The organism is Pseudomonas sp. C7.1 (assembly GCF_056312395.1).
This window is the reverse complement of the sequence record NZ_JBWDTL010000003.1, coordinates 1,253,156-1,267,757: the sequence shown is the minus strand read 5'-3', so window position 1 is coordinate 1,267,757 and position 14,602 is coordinate 1,253,156. Positions and strand designations below refer to the sequence as shown.

14 protein-coding genes and 1 pseudogene are annotated in these 14,602 nt (G+C 60.8%); 4 read left to right on the top strand and 11 right to left on the bottom strand.

The genetic code is table 11. The features are described 5' to 3' along the window. Window positions 1–25 precede the first annotated feature (25 nt). The 9 genes from maiA to AC0T4W_RS09220 all read right to left on the bottom strand — a co-directional run bounded on the left by maiA (window position 26) and on the right by AC0T4W_RS09220 (window position 8,916). The gene (maiA, locus tag AC0T4W_RS09260; RefSeq protein WP_476318729.1) at window positions 26–676 is read right to left on the bottom strand and encodes a maleylacetoacetate isomerase; all 651 of its coding nucleotides are present in this window, start codon (window positions 674–676) and stop codon (window positions 26–28) included. A gap of 23 nt (window positions 677–699) precedes the next feature. Beyond that, the gene (locus AC0T4W_RS09255) at window positions 700–1,683 is read right to left on the bottom strand and encodes a fumarylacetoacetate hydrolase family protein (RefSeq protein ID WP_476318728.1); all 984 of its coding nucleotides are present in this window, start codon (window positions 1,681–1,683) and stop codon (window positions 700–702) included. Between the two features lie 88 nt (window positions 1,684–1,771). Then, window positions 1,772–2,911 carry a homogentisate 1,2-dioxygenase gene (locus AC0T4W_RS09250; protein WP_476318727.1) on the bottom strand — a complete coding sequence of 380 codons (1,140 nt, stop codon included), beginning with the start codon at window positions 2,909–2,911 and terminating at the stop codon, window positions 1,772–1,774. Window positions 2,912–3,105: 194 nt separating this feature from the next. Then, entirely contained in the window at window positions 3,106–4,188 is a 1,083-nt protein-coding gene (gene hppD, locus AC0T4W_RS09245; RefSeq protein WP_476318726.1) for a 4-hydroxyphenylpyruvate dioxygenase, read from the bottom strand. A gap of 438 nt (window positions 4,189–4,626) precedes the next feature. After that, window positions 4,627–6,405: an ABC transporter ATP-binding protein gene (locus AC0T4W_RS09240; RefSeq protein ID WP_476318725.1), complete on the bottom strand. Its 1,779-nt coding sequence runs from the start codon at window positions 6,403–6,405 to the stop codon at window positions 4,627–4,629. Further along, window positions 6,398–7,030 (bottom strand): DsbA family protein, encoded by a 633-nt coding sequence (locus AC0T4W_RS09235; RefSeq protein WP_476318724.1) that lies wholly within the window; start codon window positions 7,028–7,030, stop codon window positions 6,398–6,400. The genes AC0T4W_RS09240 and AC0T4W_RS09235 overlap by 8 nt, the downstream gene beginning before the upstream one ends. A 2-nt stretch (window positions 7,031–7,032) precedes the next feature. Beyond that, window positions 7,033–7,971 (bottom strand): oxygen-dependent tRNA uridine(34) hydroxylase TrhO, encoded by a 939-nt coding sequence (gene trhO, locus AC0T4W_RS09230; RefSeq protein ID WP_476318723.1) that lies wholly within the window; start codon window positions 7,969–7,971, stop codon window positions 7,033–7,035. A 138-nt stretch (window positions 7,972–8,109) separates the two neighbouring features. Beyond that, entirely contained in the window at window positions 8,110–8,403 is a 294-nt protein-coding gene (locus AC0T4W_RS09225) for a BolA family protein (RefSeq protein ID WP_476318722.1), read from the bottom strand. A 12-nt stretch (window positions 8,404–8,415) separates the two neighbouring features. Further along, window positions 8,416–8,916, bottom strand: coding sequence for a DUF2059 domain-containing protein (locus AC0T4W_RS09220; RefSeq protein WP_476318721.1), 501 nt, complete (start codon window positions 8,914–8,916; stop codon window positions 8,416–8,418). Window positions 8,917–9,180: 264 nt separating this feature from the next. Between AC0T4W_RS09220 and AC0T4W_RS09215 the strand changes: the two genes are divergently transcribed. From AC0T4W_RS09215 to AC0T4W_RS09200, 4 genes are all read left to right on the top strand, one after another. Then, window positions 9,181–10,191 carry a DUF2804 domain-containing protein gene (locus tag AC0T4W_RS09215; RefSeq protein ID WP_476318720.1) on the top strand — a complete coding sequence of 337 codons (1,011 nt, stop codon included), beginning with the start codon at window positions 9,181–9,183 and terminating at the stop codon, window positions 10,189–10,191. 118 nt (window positions 10,192–10,309) lie between these two features. Beyond that, window positions 10,310–11,704 carry a class II fumarate hydratase gene (locus tag AC0T4W_RS09210; protein WP_476318719.1) on the top strand — a complete coding sequence of 465 codons (1,395 nt, stop codon included), beginning with the start codon at window positions 10,310–10,312 and terminating at the stop codon, window positions 11,702–11,704. After that, on the top strand, window positions 11,697–12,317 hold the full coding sequence (locus tag AC0T4W_RS09205; RefSeq protein ID WP_476318718.1) for an NAD(P)H-dependent oxidoreductase: 621 nt from the start codon (window positions 11,697–11,699) through the stop codon (window positions 12,315–12,317). Before AC0T4W_RS09210 ends, AC0T4W_RS09205 begins: the two co-directional genes overlap by 8 nt. A gap of 237 nt (window positions 12,318–12,554) precedes the next feature. Continuing rightward, window positions 12,555–12,764: a DUF6316 family protein gene (locus AC0T4W_RS09200; protein WP_339411010.1), complete on the top strand. Its 210-nt coding sequence runs from the start codon at window positions 12,555–12,557 to the stop codon at window positions 12,762–12,764. Window positions 12,765–12,848: 84 nt separating this feature from the next. Here AC0T4W_RS09200 and AC0T4W_RS09195 read toward each other — a convergent pair. After that, a pseudogene (locus tag AC0T4W_RS09195) lies at window positions 12,849–12,983 on the bottom strand (acetyl-CoA C-acyltransferase); the annotation flags it as partial. Between the two features lie 78 nt (window positions 12,984–13,061). Next, on the bottom strand, window positions 13,062–14,549 hold the full coding sequence (pap, locus tag AC0T4W_RS09190) for a polyphosphate:AMP phosphotransferase (protein ID WP_476318717.1): 1,488 nt from the start codon (window positions 14,547–14,549) through the stop codon (window positions 13,062–13,064). Window positions 14,550–14,602 lie beyond the last annotated feature (53 nt).

The following is a 14,602-nucleotide window of genomic DNA, read 5'->3' as shown; positions in this document are numbered from 1 at the left end:
CCTAGCGGCGGCGAAGCCGGCAGGATCACTGGGCGTCGGGTTGCACCTCCGGCGCAGCCTGTTTAAAGGCGTCCAGAGATTCACAACGCGCCGCCATGGCGAGGATGCGTGGGTACGCATCAAGGTCACAGTTAAAGCGGCGCGCATTATACAGCTGTGGAACCAGACAGGCTTCCAGATATCCGGGCCGCTCACCGAGCGACAGGCGATCACCGAATACCGCCAGCCCAGCCTCGACCGCAGCCAGGCCCTTGTGCAGCCAGTGTTGATACCAGGCGTCCTTGGCCTGATCACTCACGCCCAGCTCGCTGGATAGATACTGCAGCACCCGTAGGTTGTTCAGCGGGTGGATATCGCAGGCGATATGCAGCGCCAGAGCACGCACCTGAGCACGTTGCGCCGGCTCGCGGGGCAGCAACGCTGGCGCCGGGAACCTCTCATCGAGGTATTCGAGAATCGCCAAGGACTGGGCGACGCGCACCCCGCCGTTGTCTTTGTCCACCAGCAAGGGCAACAACTCCTGCGGGTTCAGCGCTTGGTACTCGGCCGAGTGCTGCTGGCCACCGTCCTTGACCAAATGTACCGGCACTTGCTGATAGGCCAGGCCCTTGAGGTTCAGCGCGATACGCACGCGGTAGGCGGCGCTGGAGCGCCAGTAGGAATAAAGCGTCAGCATGGACATTCTCCCATCCTACGAACTCACGATTCGTACTTTTCCACCAACTGGTCGATAGCACCGAACAGGCTATGGCCAGCGGCGTCGAACATTTCGATACGCACCCGGTCACCGAACTTGAGGAACGGGGTTTTCGCCTCGCCGCTTTCGATGATTTCCAGCATGCGCTTCTCCGCCAGACAGGAAGAGCCGGCGCTGCGGTCGTAGTTCGACACGGTGCCGGAACCGATGATGGTGCCGCAGCCCAGCGGCCGGGTCTTGGCCGCGTGGGCGACCAGGGTCGGAAAGTTAAAGGTCATGTCCACGCCAGCGTCCGGCTGGCCGAACAGCGCGCCGTTGATATGCGAGACCAGCGGCCGATGCACCTTGCCACCCTCCCAAGTATCGCCCAGCTCATCCGGGGTAATCGCCACGGGCGAAAAGCTCGACGACGGCTTGCTCTGGTAGAAGCCGAAGCCCTTGGCCAGCTCGCCGGGGATCAGGTTGCGCAGCGACACATCATTGACCAGCATCAGCAGCTGGATATGCCCGGCCGCCTCGGCAGGCGTCGCACCCATCGGCACGTCATCGGTGATCACCGCGATCTCGGCTTCCAGATCGATGCCCCAGGCCTCGTCGGCCATCTGAATCGGGCTGTGCGGCGGGATAAAGCAGTCGGCACCGCCCTGGTACATCAGTGGGTCATGCCAGAAGCTTTCTGGAATCTCGGCGCCGCGCGCCTTGCGCACCAACTCCACATGGTTGACGTAGGCGCTGCCGTCGGCCCAGTGATAGGCACGCGGCAATGGGCTATGACAGGCCGCCTGATCGAAGGCGAAGGCACCCTCCTCCAGGCCATCGTTCAGGCGCTGATACACCGCATCCAGCTTGGGCTTGGCCGCTGTCCAGTTATCCAGCGCGGCCTGCAGGGTGGCGGCGATCTGCGGCACCTTGAGCGCCCGAGTCAGGTCACGGGAAACCAGGATCAGCACGCCGTCGCGGCCTTGATTGAGTGATGCAAGTTTCATAAGCAGCTTCCGTCAATGTGTAGGAGCCAGCTTGCTGGCGATCAGCGAAGCAACAGCATCGCCAGCAAGCTGGCTCCTACAGGTTTGTTCAGTCTGGTTTGCCTGGCGCACGCCAGGAATTCACATATTCGGGAACATCCACACCGGCAGCGGCTTCGCCGACTTCCAGGGCGCGACGGGTGTCGATCATCACCGCCACCTCATCGATAAAGGTGGCCGGATCGGTCTGCGCCTTTTTCAGTGCCTTGGGGTGCGGGCCGTGAGGGAAGCCGCAGGGGTGCAAAGTGACCATGCCCTGCTCGATATTGTCGCGACTGAAGAAATTGCCCCGGTGGTAGAACAGCACTTCGTCGTAGTCATCGTTGTTGTGATAGAACGGCACCTTGAGCGCGCCGGGATCGCTCTCGACCGGGCGCGGGGTAAAGGTGCAGATCACAAAACCATTGGCGACAAAGGTGGTGTGTGCCGATGGCGGCAGGTGATAACGGTGGCTCATCAGCGGGCGAATATCGCGCCAGTTGAGACGCACCACGGTGTTATCGCCATGCCAGCCGACCACATCCAGCGGGTTGTAGGGATAGGTCACGGTGCTGATCTGACCACGGCGCTTGATGCGAATCTGCCAGGTGTTTTCATCCTGCTGGGCTTTGAAGGCATCATCGATGCGCGGATGATCGAGCACCGCCGGGTCGAAGATCGCCTGTGGGCCAACCAGCCCTTTTTCCGGCAGCTGATAGGCGCCGTCGGTGCTCTCGATCAGCAGCATAAAGGTCGGCTCGCTAGCCTCAATGCGCCAAGCGGTGCCGCGCGGAATCAGCAGGTAATCGCCGTCGCGGTAGGTCAAATGGCCGAAGTCGCAGTAGAAGTGCCCTGCCCCTTCATGGATAAACAGCAGGTCATCACCATCGGCGTTGCGCACCAGATGACGCATGGCGCCGTGGGTCTTCCACACGCGCAGCTTCACATCGCTGTTATGCAGAGTCAGCGGCGCGGCCAGCGGGCAATCACGCTCGCTGGAAATATCATTGAAATTGAACGCATGCGGGCGCAGCGGCCCCTGCCAGTCGATCCACCCGGTGGGCGGATGCTTGTGGTGCAGGTGCGCCGTAGGGCCGAAAAAACCCTCGCGGCCCATCTCGCGCTCATAGGTGCCTTCGGGAAAGTCGCAGTGCGCCTGGCGCGAACACTCGCCTTCACGCAGGGGAAAACTGATCCAGTTACGGCTCATGGCCGGTATCTCCTAAATGCAACGCTGGCGTAGGGTGGATTAGGCGCAGGCACGATGTTCGAAATTAACCATGATGCCGGTGCGCCGTAACCCACCATTGCGGTGCCGGCTTGGTGGGTTACACGGCGCGCATACTCCGCACCGCTCCCAAGCTCCTGCGGCACGCGCCGCTAACCCACCCTACATTTATGTGCCTAATCGGCGCTGATCACGCCGCGCTTGATCTGGTCTTCCTCGATGGACTCGAACAGCGCCTTGAAGTTGCCCTCGCCAAAGCCCTGGTTACCCTTGCGCTGGATGATCTCGAAGAAGATCGGGCCGATCACTGTGTTGGTGAAAATCTGCAGGAGGATGCCGTCATCGCCAGGCGCACCGTCAATCAGGATGCTCAGATCACGCAGCACATCGGTCGGCTCGCCATGCCCTGCCACGCGGGTATCGACCTTGTCGTAGTAGGTGCCGGGGGTAACCATAAACTGCACGCCATTGGCGCGCAGCTGGCGCACGGTGGCGTAGATGTCCTCGCTGCTCAGGGCGATATGCTGGATGCCTTCGCCCTGGTATTCGCGGATAAATTCCTCGATCTGCGACTTGTCGTCGGCCGATTCGTTGATCGGGATACGGATCTTGCCGCAGGGCGCAGTCATGGCGCGCGACAGCAGGCCAGTGAGCTTGCCTTCGATATCGAAATAGCGGATCTCGCGGAAGTTGGCGATACGCTCGTAGAAGCCCGACCACACGTCCATCTGCCCGCGTTTGACGTTGTGGGTCAGGTGGTCCAGCTCTTTCAGGCCGACCGAATTGTCATTCGGCGTGCGGCCCTCGATGTATTCGAAGTCGACGTCGTAGATGCTCTTGTCGCCGAAGCGATCTACCAGATAGAGCAAGGAACCGCCGATACCCTCGACGCAGGGGATATTCAGCTCGCCGAAGTTGGCGTGGCTGCCCACCAGCGTGGCACCCTGGGACTCCACATAAGCCGCAGCCTGGGCGGCATTTTGCACGCGGAAGGCCATGGCGCAGGCACTCGGGCCGTGCTTTAGACCGAACTCGCGCACATGCCCGGTGGGGCTACCGTTCAGTACGAAGTTGATATCGTTCTGCTGGAACAGCCAGACCTCTTTGGAGCGGTGCTTGGCGGTTTCGGTAAAGCCCATGGCAGTGAACAGCTCGCGCAGCTGCTGGATGCCTTCCGGGGTCGGCGCGGTGTACTCGACAAACTCAAAGCCGTCGGTGCCGATAGGGTTGTGCTGTTCGATCTTGTTCACGGCGTTCATTGCGCCTCCTCGTTGTTGTTTTGATCAACCGCTGCGTAGCGGGATTGACCTCATAACAACCGAGCGCATACCGCCAAACAAGCGGGTTCAGAGCACCCTGCCCCAGGCTTGGCTCAGGCTTTCGGCAAGTTTTTAATACAGCCAGAGAAACAGCGCAAATGCTGGCCGAAAGCACTCACCATGCGTAACGATAAATTTACAAAGCGGTCGATTTAACTGCCAGGTGCGGTGCCGCAGTCTTAGCCCGGATGCAATCCGGGAACAATACAGACGATCACCGACCCTCCCGGATTGCATCCGGGCTACTGGCTGTTTGAAATCCGCGAGAAAGTGTCGTGCTCACAAGAACCGTAGGGTGGATGACGCTTTTTTCATCCACCGCAAGACCGCACAGGTGGATGGGTGAAGCGTCATCCACCCTACTGCCCAGCGTAGCTATCAGTGCTGCAGATGCCCATACAGCTTGGCGTACAACCCGCCATCGGCGATCAGCTGCTGATGGCCGCCGTCTTCGGCGATGCTGCCGCCATCGAACACCAGCACGCGGTCGGCCTGTTTCACCGCGCTCAGGCGGTGGGCGATGATCAGCGTGGTACGGCCCCGCAGGAACTGATTGAGCGCCTGGTGCAGGGCGTACTCGGTGGCGGCGTCCAGGGCCGAGGTGGCTTCGTCGAGAATCACCACTTTCGGCTCGGCCAGCACCATGCGAGCAATCGCCAAGCGTTGACGCTGACCGCCGGACAGGCGCACACCGCTGCGACCGACCATGCTGTCCAGACCTTGCGGCAAACCGCGAATGGTATCGGCCAGTTGAGCAATTTCCAGGGCACGCCAGCAGGCGTCATCCGCGCGCTCACGGCCCATGCACAGGTTGGCGCGCACCGTGTCGTTGAACAGTGCCGGATGCTGCAGCACCACCGCGACATGCTCGCGCACCGCTTCCAGGCCTATTTCTTCCTGGCTGCTGCCGCCGAAGCGGATGGTTCCGGCCTGGGGCGTATAGAGCCCGAGCAACAGTTGCACCAGGGTGCTTTTGCCGCCGCCGCTGGCCCCGACTATGGCGACCTTCTCACCGGGTGCAATGCTCAGGTTGAGGTGATCCAGCACAGGCTCATCGTTGTAGGCGAAGATCAACCCGCTGACCTCGATGCCCACGGTGTCGCGACCCTTGAATGGATTAACACCGCCGGGGTATTGCGGCTCATCTTTGCGCGCCAGCAACTCGTTGATCCGCGTCAGGGCGCCGCCAGCGGCGTAGAAGGCGTATTGCAGGCTGAGCAGCTGCTCGACCGGGCCGATCATAAACCACAGGTAGCTGAACACTGCGAGCATCTGGCCAATCGAAAGGTCGGAGAACAGCACGGTAAGCATGGCGGCGGCGCGGAATACGTCGATACCGAACTGGAACAGCAGACCGCTGGCGCGGTTGGAGGCGTCGGTCTTCCACTGCGAAGCAACGGCGTAGTCACGCACCTCCTTGGCGCGGCCACCGAGGCGACCGAGGAAGAAGCCCTGACGGTTGCCGGCGCGGATTTCCTGAATGGCCTCTAAGGTTTCAGTCAGCGCCTGGGTAAAGCGCCCGGTGCTGTCGTTTTCCAGCTTTTTCAGGTGTTTGACCCGCTTGCCCAGCAACACCGTGGCGTAAATCACCAGCGGATTGAACAGCAGGATCAGCAGCGCCAGCTGCCAGTGCATCCAAATCAGGATCGCCGAGGTGCCGGCCAGGGTCAGCACCGCCACCAGAAAACGGCTCAGGGTTTCGCCAACAAATTTATCGAGGGTCTCCAGATCGGTGACCAGGTGAGTGGTTACGGTGCCACCGCCCAGGCTTTCGTATTCACCGAGAGAAATCCGCTTAAGCCGCTCGATCAGGCGAATGCGAATACGGTAGACGATGTCTTTCGACAGCCGAGCAAACAGCCGCGCCTGTAACACGTTGAAGATCAGCGCACCGCCACGCAGAAAGAACGTCAGCACCAGCATCAGGCCGATATAGCCGGCGGCGCTCTGCCAGGCGATGGGCAGGAAGTTGTCCATCACCTTGAGCGCCGCATCGCCGTCCTGCAGCAGTACTTCGTCAACCAGCAGCGGCAGCAATAGCGGGATCGGCACGCTGCACAGGGTGGCAAACACCGCCACCAGGTTGGCCAGGATCAGGGCTTTTTTATGGTGCAGGGCCAGCCGGCGAATTTCTGCCCAACTCAAGCGATCAGGCATGGGCGGCGCGCTCCAGCCAGCGCGCAAGCAAGGGCTGCAGCACATCCAGGGGTTGATAACCGTTGGTCAGCAGCGCCAGTTGGCCGTCGCGCTCGGCCAGCAGGGTGGGAAAGCCGGCGATCCCCAGATCCTGCACCCAGCTGACATCGGCTGCAGTGGCGGCGCGCTGTGCGGCGCTGTCGAAGGCTTCGGCAAACACGATGCGCGGAATGCCGGCGCGCTCGGCCAGCTCCACCAGCACACTGGCGCGGGTTACATCCACGCCTTCGGTATAGAACGCGCGCTGGATCAACTGCGCCAGCGGCCAGACCATTTCAGGAGCCAGGCTGCGCGCCGTAACCAATGCACGGCAGGCCGGCTCGGTGTCGTACACCAGGCCTTCGGGCAGGCCCTCATTGAAGTTGAACAGCTGGCCTGTGCTGGCATTCACCGCCTGCCAGTAGCCCAGGTAGCGCACCCGCGCCGCCGCATCGATGGCCACGCCATCACGGCGCAAACCGCCCAGCACCAGCTGCAGGCCGACGCCTGCCGCAGCGGCCTGCTCGGCGAGGGACTCCAGCACCGGGGCAAAGCCCCAGCACCAGGAACACATCGGGTCCATCACATAGAGCAGGCGTGCGTGCATGCTTAAGCCTCGCGCGATTGTCGGGGGTTGTAGCCCAGCGGGTGCGGCTGATTACGTTCTTTCGCCAGCTCGATCTGCCGCTGACGCTCGCGGGCCCCGGCGCGGGTCTTCTCCGGCAGCGAGTCCCAGCAATGCGGGCAGCTAACGCCAGGGGTGTAGCGCTCGGACTGACGATCTTCCACCGACACCGGCGTGCGGCAGGCGTGGCACTGGTCGTAGTCGCCTTCGCTCAGGTCGTGACGCACGGTGACGCGGTTATCGAAAACGAAACAGTCGCCCTGCCACTTGGTCTGTTCCTGCGGCACTTCTTCCAGGTATTTGAGGATGCCGCCCTTGAGGTGATAGACCTCGGCATAGCCCTCGCCGAGCATATAGCTGGAGGCTTTTTCGCAGCGGATGCCACCGGTGCAGAACATTGCGACTTTCTTGTGCTTGGCCGGATCGAAGTGCGCCTTGATGTACTCGGGGAACTCGCGGAACGACTTGGTCTTCGGGTCTACCGCGCCTTCGAAGGTGCCAATCGACACTTCGTAGTCGTTGCGGGTATCGATCAGCAGCACCTCGGGGTCCGAGATCAGTGCGTTCCAGTCCTTGGGCTCGACGTAGGTACCGACCTTCTGGTTCGGGTCAACGCCTGGCACGCCGAGGGTGACGATTTCCTTCTTCAGCTTGACCTTGGTGCGATAGAACGGCTGCTCATCACAATAGGATTCCTTGTGATCGATATCGGCCAGGCGCGCATCCAGGCCAAACCAGGCCATTAGGCCATCGATAGCGGCACGCGAGCCGGAGACGGTGCCATTGATACCTTCTTCAGCGAGCAGCAGGGTGCCCTTGATGCCGTTATCCAGCATGGCCTGCAGCAGAGGCTCGCGCAGCTCATGGAAGTCAGTCAGGGAAACGAATTTATACAGCGCGGCGACAACGATCTTGTCAGTCATGTGCATGTCCTTCAGTAGTCGCCCACGTAAAGGGCGGACCGGGATACAAAAAAATACGCCGGCCCAGGTTTGTTCACCTTGAGCCGGCGGCGGCGCAGTTTACGTTTCTTCAGACCTGGCGTGTAGGGGCCAATTGTCTCAGTGGCCGCCCTTGCAGGTTGGCGAAGCCGGAGCCACGCCCTGCTGCGACCATTCATCGGAGGTGTAGGTGTGCAGCGCCAGGGCATGGATCTGGCCCATCAGCTCCCCTACGGCGGCATAGACCTTCTGGTGGCGTTTGACCGCGTTCAGGCCGGCGAACTGCTCGCTGACGATCACCGCCTTGTAATGGGTTTCCAGGCCACGGCTGTGCATATGGCTTTCATCCAGCACCTCAAGGTGCTGGGGCTGCAGGCTCGCCAGAGCGGCTTGCAGCAAATCGATTTTCGGCATGGGTACAGTCACTCAGGGCTTTTTCGGCGTTAGTTTGGTGGTCATTTCCGCCAGCAGCTGGTTGACCTTGGGTACGGCGGCTTCCAGCTTGCCCTGGGTCAGCTGCGCCGACTGCGCGGTCAGCGTCGGCATCTTCTCCAGGACTTTCTTGCCCAGCGGCGATTCGTAGAAGCGAATCAGGTCTTTCATTTCCTGCTCATTAAAGTTGCTGGTGTAGAGCTTGACCATGTCCGGTTTAAGCTTGCCCCAGCCCACGGCCTGTTCAAGCGCGACATTGGCCTGGGCCTGATAGGTTTCCAGCACAGCCTTCTCGCTCTGCGGCGCATTGCTCTCGGCAAAACGCTGGGCAAACATCTGCTGCACCTGGGCGTACACCGGCACCGCCAGCTTGTCGGCGCGGGCCAGCAGCAGGAAACGCTCGGCGTCGGCGGCATGGCTTTTGGCATCGGCAAACACCTGAACACTACCGCACGTCAGTATTAGGGCAGCGCAAAAGGCAGGTAAACGAGACATGTACTACTCCTGAGGAAGGGAAAGAGTCCTGTTGGACTCGATTGCCAGTATTTTGTGCCCAAGCGCTTGCCACACTCAAGTATGCGAACAGCGCCAACCAACTCACACTACAACTGTGCACTGGCGCACTGCTTGCTTAAAGGCCAAAATGCCAGCACTTGCCGAGCAGGCCAACGCCTGTGCATGCTCGACGGGATAATCCATCTTCTGCTTCAGCGTGCCCAGCCCACAAAGCGAAGCACCAGCACACACATGGACGTGTCGATGAACAGCTTCACTCACCCAGAGCCTCTTGCCGCCATCGCGCTATGCGACAGCCACGGCCGCCTTAACCCGCAGGCGATTGGCTGGTCGCCCAGGCCCATGATCGATTGTGCGATACCCGGGCACTTCGGCCGACGCAAACGCTGGAACCATTGGTGCATCACCACCCCACAGTGGATGCTTTCGTTTACCCAGGCCGACCTCGACTACCTGGGTTACGCCGCCGCTTACTTCCTTGATCTGCAAAGCGGCCAAGCCGTCGCTTACAGCCAGTACCGCCTGTTCGGCCGTGGCTGCGACCTACCAGATCAGCCGCAGGCAAGCCACGAATTCAACCACGCTCGCTTGCAACTGCGCGTAGCTGAACACACTGGGCGCACGCGCATCACCATCAATGCGCCGGATATTGGCGGGCAACCACTGTCGGTTGCCCTGGATATTCATCGCCCTGCCCACCTGGACTCGGTCAACCTGGTCGCCCCGCTTGGCCCGCAAAGTTTTCACGCCACCAGCCGCCAGTTGGGCCTGCCCTGCAGTGGCAGTGTGCAGCTAGGCAAACAGCATTACAGCTGCGTGACTGGGCAAAGCTTTGCCTCGATGGATTTCGGCCGTGGCGTCTGGCCACTCAACAGCCACTGGACCCGCGCTGCCTTTGCTGCGCCCGGCGGCATCGCCGGCAACTTCGGCGCCGGCTGGACAGACCACAGCGGCCTGTCAGAAAACACCCTGTGGTTTGGCGGCGAACTGCAGCACCTGGATATGCCCATCACCATTACCCAGGCACCACACAACCCGCTGGCGCCCTGGCAGTTGCGCAGCCCGAATGATGCCGTACAACTGACCTTCACCCCACGTCAGCGCCACCAGGCCTACCGCCGGCTCGGGCCGTTCTATGCAAATACGCAGCAGTGGTTCGGGCATTTCGAGGGTGTTCTACGCGGCCCTGAAGGTGAGCGCGTGCCCGTCAACAACGCCCTTGGCTGGCTGGGTGAAACCCGCGCCCGCTGGTAATCAGCAGTCGATGTTGAACCTCTACTGATGCATAGCGACCTAAGTTGGGATACGCCCAGGCTGGCAATCCCGGCCTGGCAACTCGTTTGCTACACACGCAATCATCAGGAGAGCCGCCATGAGCCGCACTGAAACCGACAGCCTGGGCCCGATTGAAGTACCTGATGAAGCCTACTGGGGCGCGCAGACCCAGCGCTCACTGGTCAATTTTGCCATCGGCCAGGAGCGCATGCCCTTGCCGGTGGTACATGCCCTGGCGCTGATCAAGAAGGCCGCCGCACGGGTCAATCAGCGCATCGGTGAAGTGCCGGCCGATCTGGCCCGGCTGATCGAGCAAGCCGCCAACGAGGTGCTGGCCGGCCAGCATGATGAGCAATTTCCGCTGGTGGTCTGGCAGACCGGCAGCGGCACGCAAAGCAATATGAACGTCAATGAAGTGATCGCCGGGCGCGCCAATGAACTGGCCGGCAACGGCCGTGGCGGCAAGACGCCGGTGCACCCTAACGACCACGTCAATCGCGCGCAAAGCTCCAACGACAGCTTCCCCACGGCCATGCATATAGCCACTGTGCAAGCCGTGCAGCAACAGCTACTGCCGGCCTTGCGCGAGCTGCGTGACGGTTTGCAGGAACAAGCCGAACGCCATGCGCGCCTGGTCAAGACCGGGCGCACCCATATGATGGACGCCACGCCCATGACCTTCGGCCAAGAGCTGTCGGCCTTTGTCGCGCAACTGGATTATGCCGAGCGAACAATCCAGGCCGCTCTGCCGGCCGTCTGCGAGCTGGCCCAGGGCGGCACTGCGGTCGGCACGGGGCTCAACTCGCCGCAGGGCTTTGCCGAGGCGATGGCCGCCGAATTGGCAGCCTTGAGTAGCCTGCCGCTGGTCAGCGCGCCGAACAAATTTGCCGCACTGTCCGGCCATGAGCCGCTGGTGGCACTATCAGGCGCCTTGAAAACCCTGGCAGTGGCCCTTATGAAGATTGCCAATGACCTACGTTTACTCGGCTCCGGCCCGCGCGCCGGTTTTGCTGAAGTGCGTTTACCGGCCAATGAGCCTGGCAGCTCAATCATGCCGGGCAAGGTCAACCCCACCCAATGCGAAGCCCTGTCGATGCTGGCCTGTCAGGTACTGGGTAACGACACCACGATTGCCTTTGCTGCTAGCCAGGGGCATCTGCAGCTCAATGTGTTCAAGCCGGTGATCATCCATAACCTGCTGCAATCGATCCGCCTGCTGGCGGACGGCTGCCACAACTTTCAGCAGCACTGCGTGGCTGGCCTGCAACCCGATGCGGCGAAAATGGCCGAACACCTGGAACGTGGCCTGATGCTGGTAACCGCGCTGAACCCGCATATAGGCTATGACAAGGCCGCGGAAATCGCCAAGCAGGCCTATCAGGATGGCACCACCCTGCGGGAAGCAGCGCTGCAACTGGGCTACCTAAGCAATGAACAATTCGACGCCTGGGTGCGTCCTGAAAACATGCTGGAGGCAGGTCAACATGAGTGAAGAAGCAAAGAGCGGCGCAACACCACTGGAGGGGGACGGCAAACGCATCCTGATGATTCTCGGCACACCGAAAAACAGCAGTTTCTGCCATGCCCTCGGCGAGGCCTATGCCCAGGGGGCGCGCAGCAAAGGCCATGTGGTGCGTCAGCTAAAGCTCGGCGAGATGAGCTATGACCCGGTGCTGCGCGACGGCTACGAACAGAGCCAGGCCCTGGAACCGGACCTGCTGGAAGCGCAGCGGCAAATTCACTGGGCCGAGCATCTGGTGTTCGTCTATCCGGTCTGGTGGGGCGGCATTCCTGCGCTGCTCAAGGGCTTCTTCGACCGCACCTTTCTACCGGGTTTCGCCTTCAAGTACCGCAACCGCTCGCAGCTCTGGGACAAGCTGCTAACAGGGCGCACGGCCGATCTGCTGGTGACCATGGATACGCCGCCCTGGTACTTCCGCTGGATCTACGGCGCGCCCGGGCACCGGCAGATGACCCGCACCATCCTCGGTTTCAGCGGCATCAAAACCCGCCGCCTGGCTGAGTTCGCCCCGGTGCGACCCTCCAGCGAAGAACAGCGCCAGAGCTGGCTACGCCGAGCTGAGGCACTCGGCGTACGCGCCTGAGCACCTGCTAACGATCTACTGCATTGAAAACTGGCACAGCCACAGTCCAGTACGGCCATACAGCGCACTGTACTGATGGCCGCACAGCATCAAGTCAGTGTTCTGGCGTCAAAAAATGTTAAAAACAGAGAAATTACGCCGATTTTCGGCAAAAACAACCATTTGTCGTTAAATTCCGCAGCCAGAAAAACGCCGTTTAGACTGACTTCAGCAGTTCATTTTGCGGGAGGTTTATTTATGTTCGGCCAACGCCATATCGATCATAACCCCGGCACCCACTACCGCAGCGAACGCGTTAGCGCGGTCAACGGCCAATACTTCTTCTCCACCCGCGAGGGCACGCTGGAAGGCCCCTACTTCAATCGAACGGATGCCGAACGCGAAATCGCCTTCTATATCCGCCGGATGATCCAAGCCAACGAGATTATCGAGAGCCGCGCGTTCTAAAGCGCCAAACGCCAGCCAATAAAAAACCGCGAATAATCGCGGTTTTTTATGGCCTACCATCCATGGCGGTCAACCTGATGCTGATCAGCGCACCGCTTCAAACAACCCAGTTGCACCCATACCGCCGCCCACACACAGGGTGACGATGCCGTAGCGCAGCTTGAGCCGTTGCAGCTCACGTACCAGATGGCCGACCTGGCGCGAGCCGGTCATGCCGAAGACCGGACAATCTCAACCGACGATGATCATTCATCAACCGTATGCGCGACCACGCTGTTACCCATACAAAACCATCACTCAGCCTTTGGCAAACGCGGCCTCAAGGGCCTGGTTAATGGTGCGTAGCACCTTGATTCGGGCAAAGCGCTTGTCATTGGCTTCCACCAACGTCCAGGGCGCAATTTCCGTGCTAGTACGGTCGACCATATCGCCTATCGCATCGCGGTACAGCGGCCATTTCTCGCGGTTGCGCCAGTCTTCTTCGGTGATCTTAAAACGCTTGAAGGGAATCTGCTCACGGGCTTTGAAACGCTCCAGCTGGGTTTGCTGATCAATCGACAGCCAGAACTTCACCAACACCACGCCTGCTTCGCTGAGCTGCTCTTCGAAGTCGTTGATCTCGCCATAGGCGCGCAGCCAGTCGCCGCTGCTGCAAAAGCCCTCGACCCGCTCCACCAGCACCCGGCCATACCAGGAGCGATCAAACACGGTGAATTTGCCGCGCGGCGGAATATGCCGCCAAAAACGCCACAGGTAAGGCTGCGCGCGCTCTTCTTCGGTTGGCGCAGCAACCGGAACAATGCGGTACTGCCGTGGATCAAGCGCGCCGATCACCCGGCGAATCGCCCCGCCCTTACCCGCCGCATCGTTGCCTTCGAACACCGCGATCAGCGAATGGCGGCGCATGCGCTTGTCGCGCATCAGGCTGGATAACCGCGCCTGCTCAACCACCAGTTGCTCGTTGTAGCTGTCCTTGTCCAGCGCCTGGGTCATGTCCAGGCTGTCGATCAACCCGCGCTCATCCAGGCTGGAGGTCAGCGGCGCAGCATGGGGATGGGGCACAGGACGGTTCTTGGCCTTCAACGCCGCTTGCAGACCATCGAGCAGGATGCGCCCGACAGTCAGGCTGCGGTAATACTCATCCACGCCCTCCACCACATACCAGGGCGCGTAATCACGGCTGGTACGGCGCAGTACACGCTCGCCAACCCGCACAAACTTGTCGTAGGTTTTTGACTGTTGCCAGTCCAGCGGGCTGATCCGCCAGCTGTGCAGCGGGTCGTCCTGCAGGGCCTTGAGGCGTGCTTTCATCTGCTGTTTAGACAAATGAAACCAGAACTTGAAGATCAGCGTGCCTTCATCACAGAGCATGCGCTCCAGCCCCAGGGTGGTGTCGATGGCCTGGTCGAGCACAGCGTTCTTGATCCGCCCATGCACCCGCCCCTGCAGCATCTGGCTATACCAGTTACCGAAGAAGATGCCGATACGCCCCTTGGGCGGCAGTTGCCGCCAGTAGCGCCAGGCCGGCGGACGGGCCAATTCCTCATCGGTCTGCTGGTCGAAGGTGTTGACCTGAATCAGCCGCGCATCCATCCACTCGTTGAGCAATTTGACTGTCTCGCCCTTACCCGCCCCTTCGATCCCATCGATCAGGATAAGCACGGCAAAACGCCCTTGCTGCTGCAGTTCGTACTGAGCCTCCAGCAGCGCTTCACGCAGCACCGGGGCCTCGGCCTCATAGGTTTCTTTATCAATGCTGCGGCCGATTTCGGCGGATTCGAACATAGCCCACTCCCTGAAAATATCGTTTGAGCCTAGCGGATCGGCACTGACTTTGG

Coding starts and splice junctions, on each gene's coding strand:
- maiA (WP_476318729.1), bottom strand. CDS start 676: ATGCTGACGCTTTATTCCTACTGGCGCTCCAGCGCCGCCTACCGCGTG.
- AC0T4W_RS09255 (WP_476318728.1), bottom strand. CDS start 1,683: ATGAAACTTGCATCACTCAATCAAGGCCGCGACGGCGTGCTGATCCTG.
- AC0T4W_RS09250 (WP_476318727.1), bottom strand. CDS start 2,911: ATGAGCCGTAACTGGATCAGTTTTCCCCTGCGTGAAGGCGAGTGTTCG.
- hppD (WP_476318726.1), bottom strand. CDS start 4,188: ATGAACGCCGTGAACAAGATCGAACAGCACAACCCTATCGGCACCGAC.
- AC0T4W_RS09240 (WP_476318725.1), bottom strand. CDS start 6,405: ATGCCTGATCGCTTGAGTTGGGCAGAAATTCGCCGGCTGGCCCTGCAC.
- AC0T4W_RS09235 (WP_476318724.1), bottom strand. CDS start 7,030: ATGCACGCACGCCTGCTCTATGTGATGGACCCGATGTGTTCCTGGTGC.
- trhO (WP_476318723.1), bottom strand. CDS start 7,971: ATGACTGACAAGATCGTTGTCGCCGCGCTGTATAAATTCGTTTCCCTG.
- AC0T4W_RS09225 (WP_476318722.1), bottom strand. CDS start 8,403: ATGCCGAAAATCGATTTGCTGCAAGCCGCTCTGGCGAGCCTGCAGCCC.
- AC0T4W_RS09220 (WP_476318721.1), bottom strand. CDS start 8,916: ATGTCTCGTTTACCTGCCTTTTGCGCTGCCCTAATACTGACGTGCGGT.
- AC0T4W_RS09215 (WP_476318720.1), top strand. CDS start 9,181: ATGAACAGCTTCACTCACCCAGAGCCTCTTGCCGCCATCGCGCTATGC.
- AC0T4W_RS09210 (WP_476318719.1), top strand. CDS start 10,310: ATGAGCCGCACTGAAACCGACAGCCTGGGCCCGATTGAAGTACCTGAT.
- AC0T4W_RS09205 (WP_476318718.1), top strand. CDS start 11,697: ATGAGTGAAGAAGCAAAGAGCGGCGCAACACCACTGGAGGGGGACGGC.
- AC0T4W_RS09200 (WP_339411010.1), top strand. CDS start 12,555: ATGTTCGGCCAACGCCATATCGATCATAACCCCGGCACCCACTACCGC.
- pap (WP_476318717.1), bottom strand. CDS start 14,549: ATGTTCGAATCCGCCGAAATCGGCCGCAGCATTGATAAAGAAACCTAT.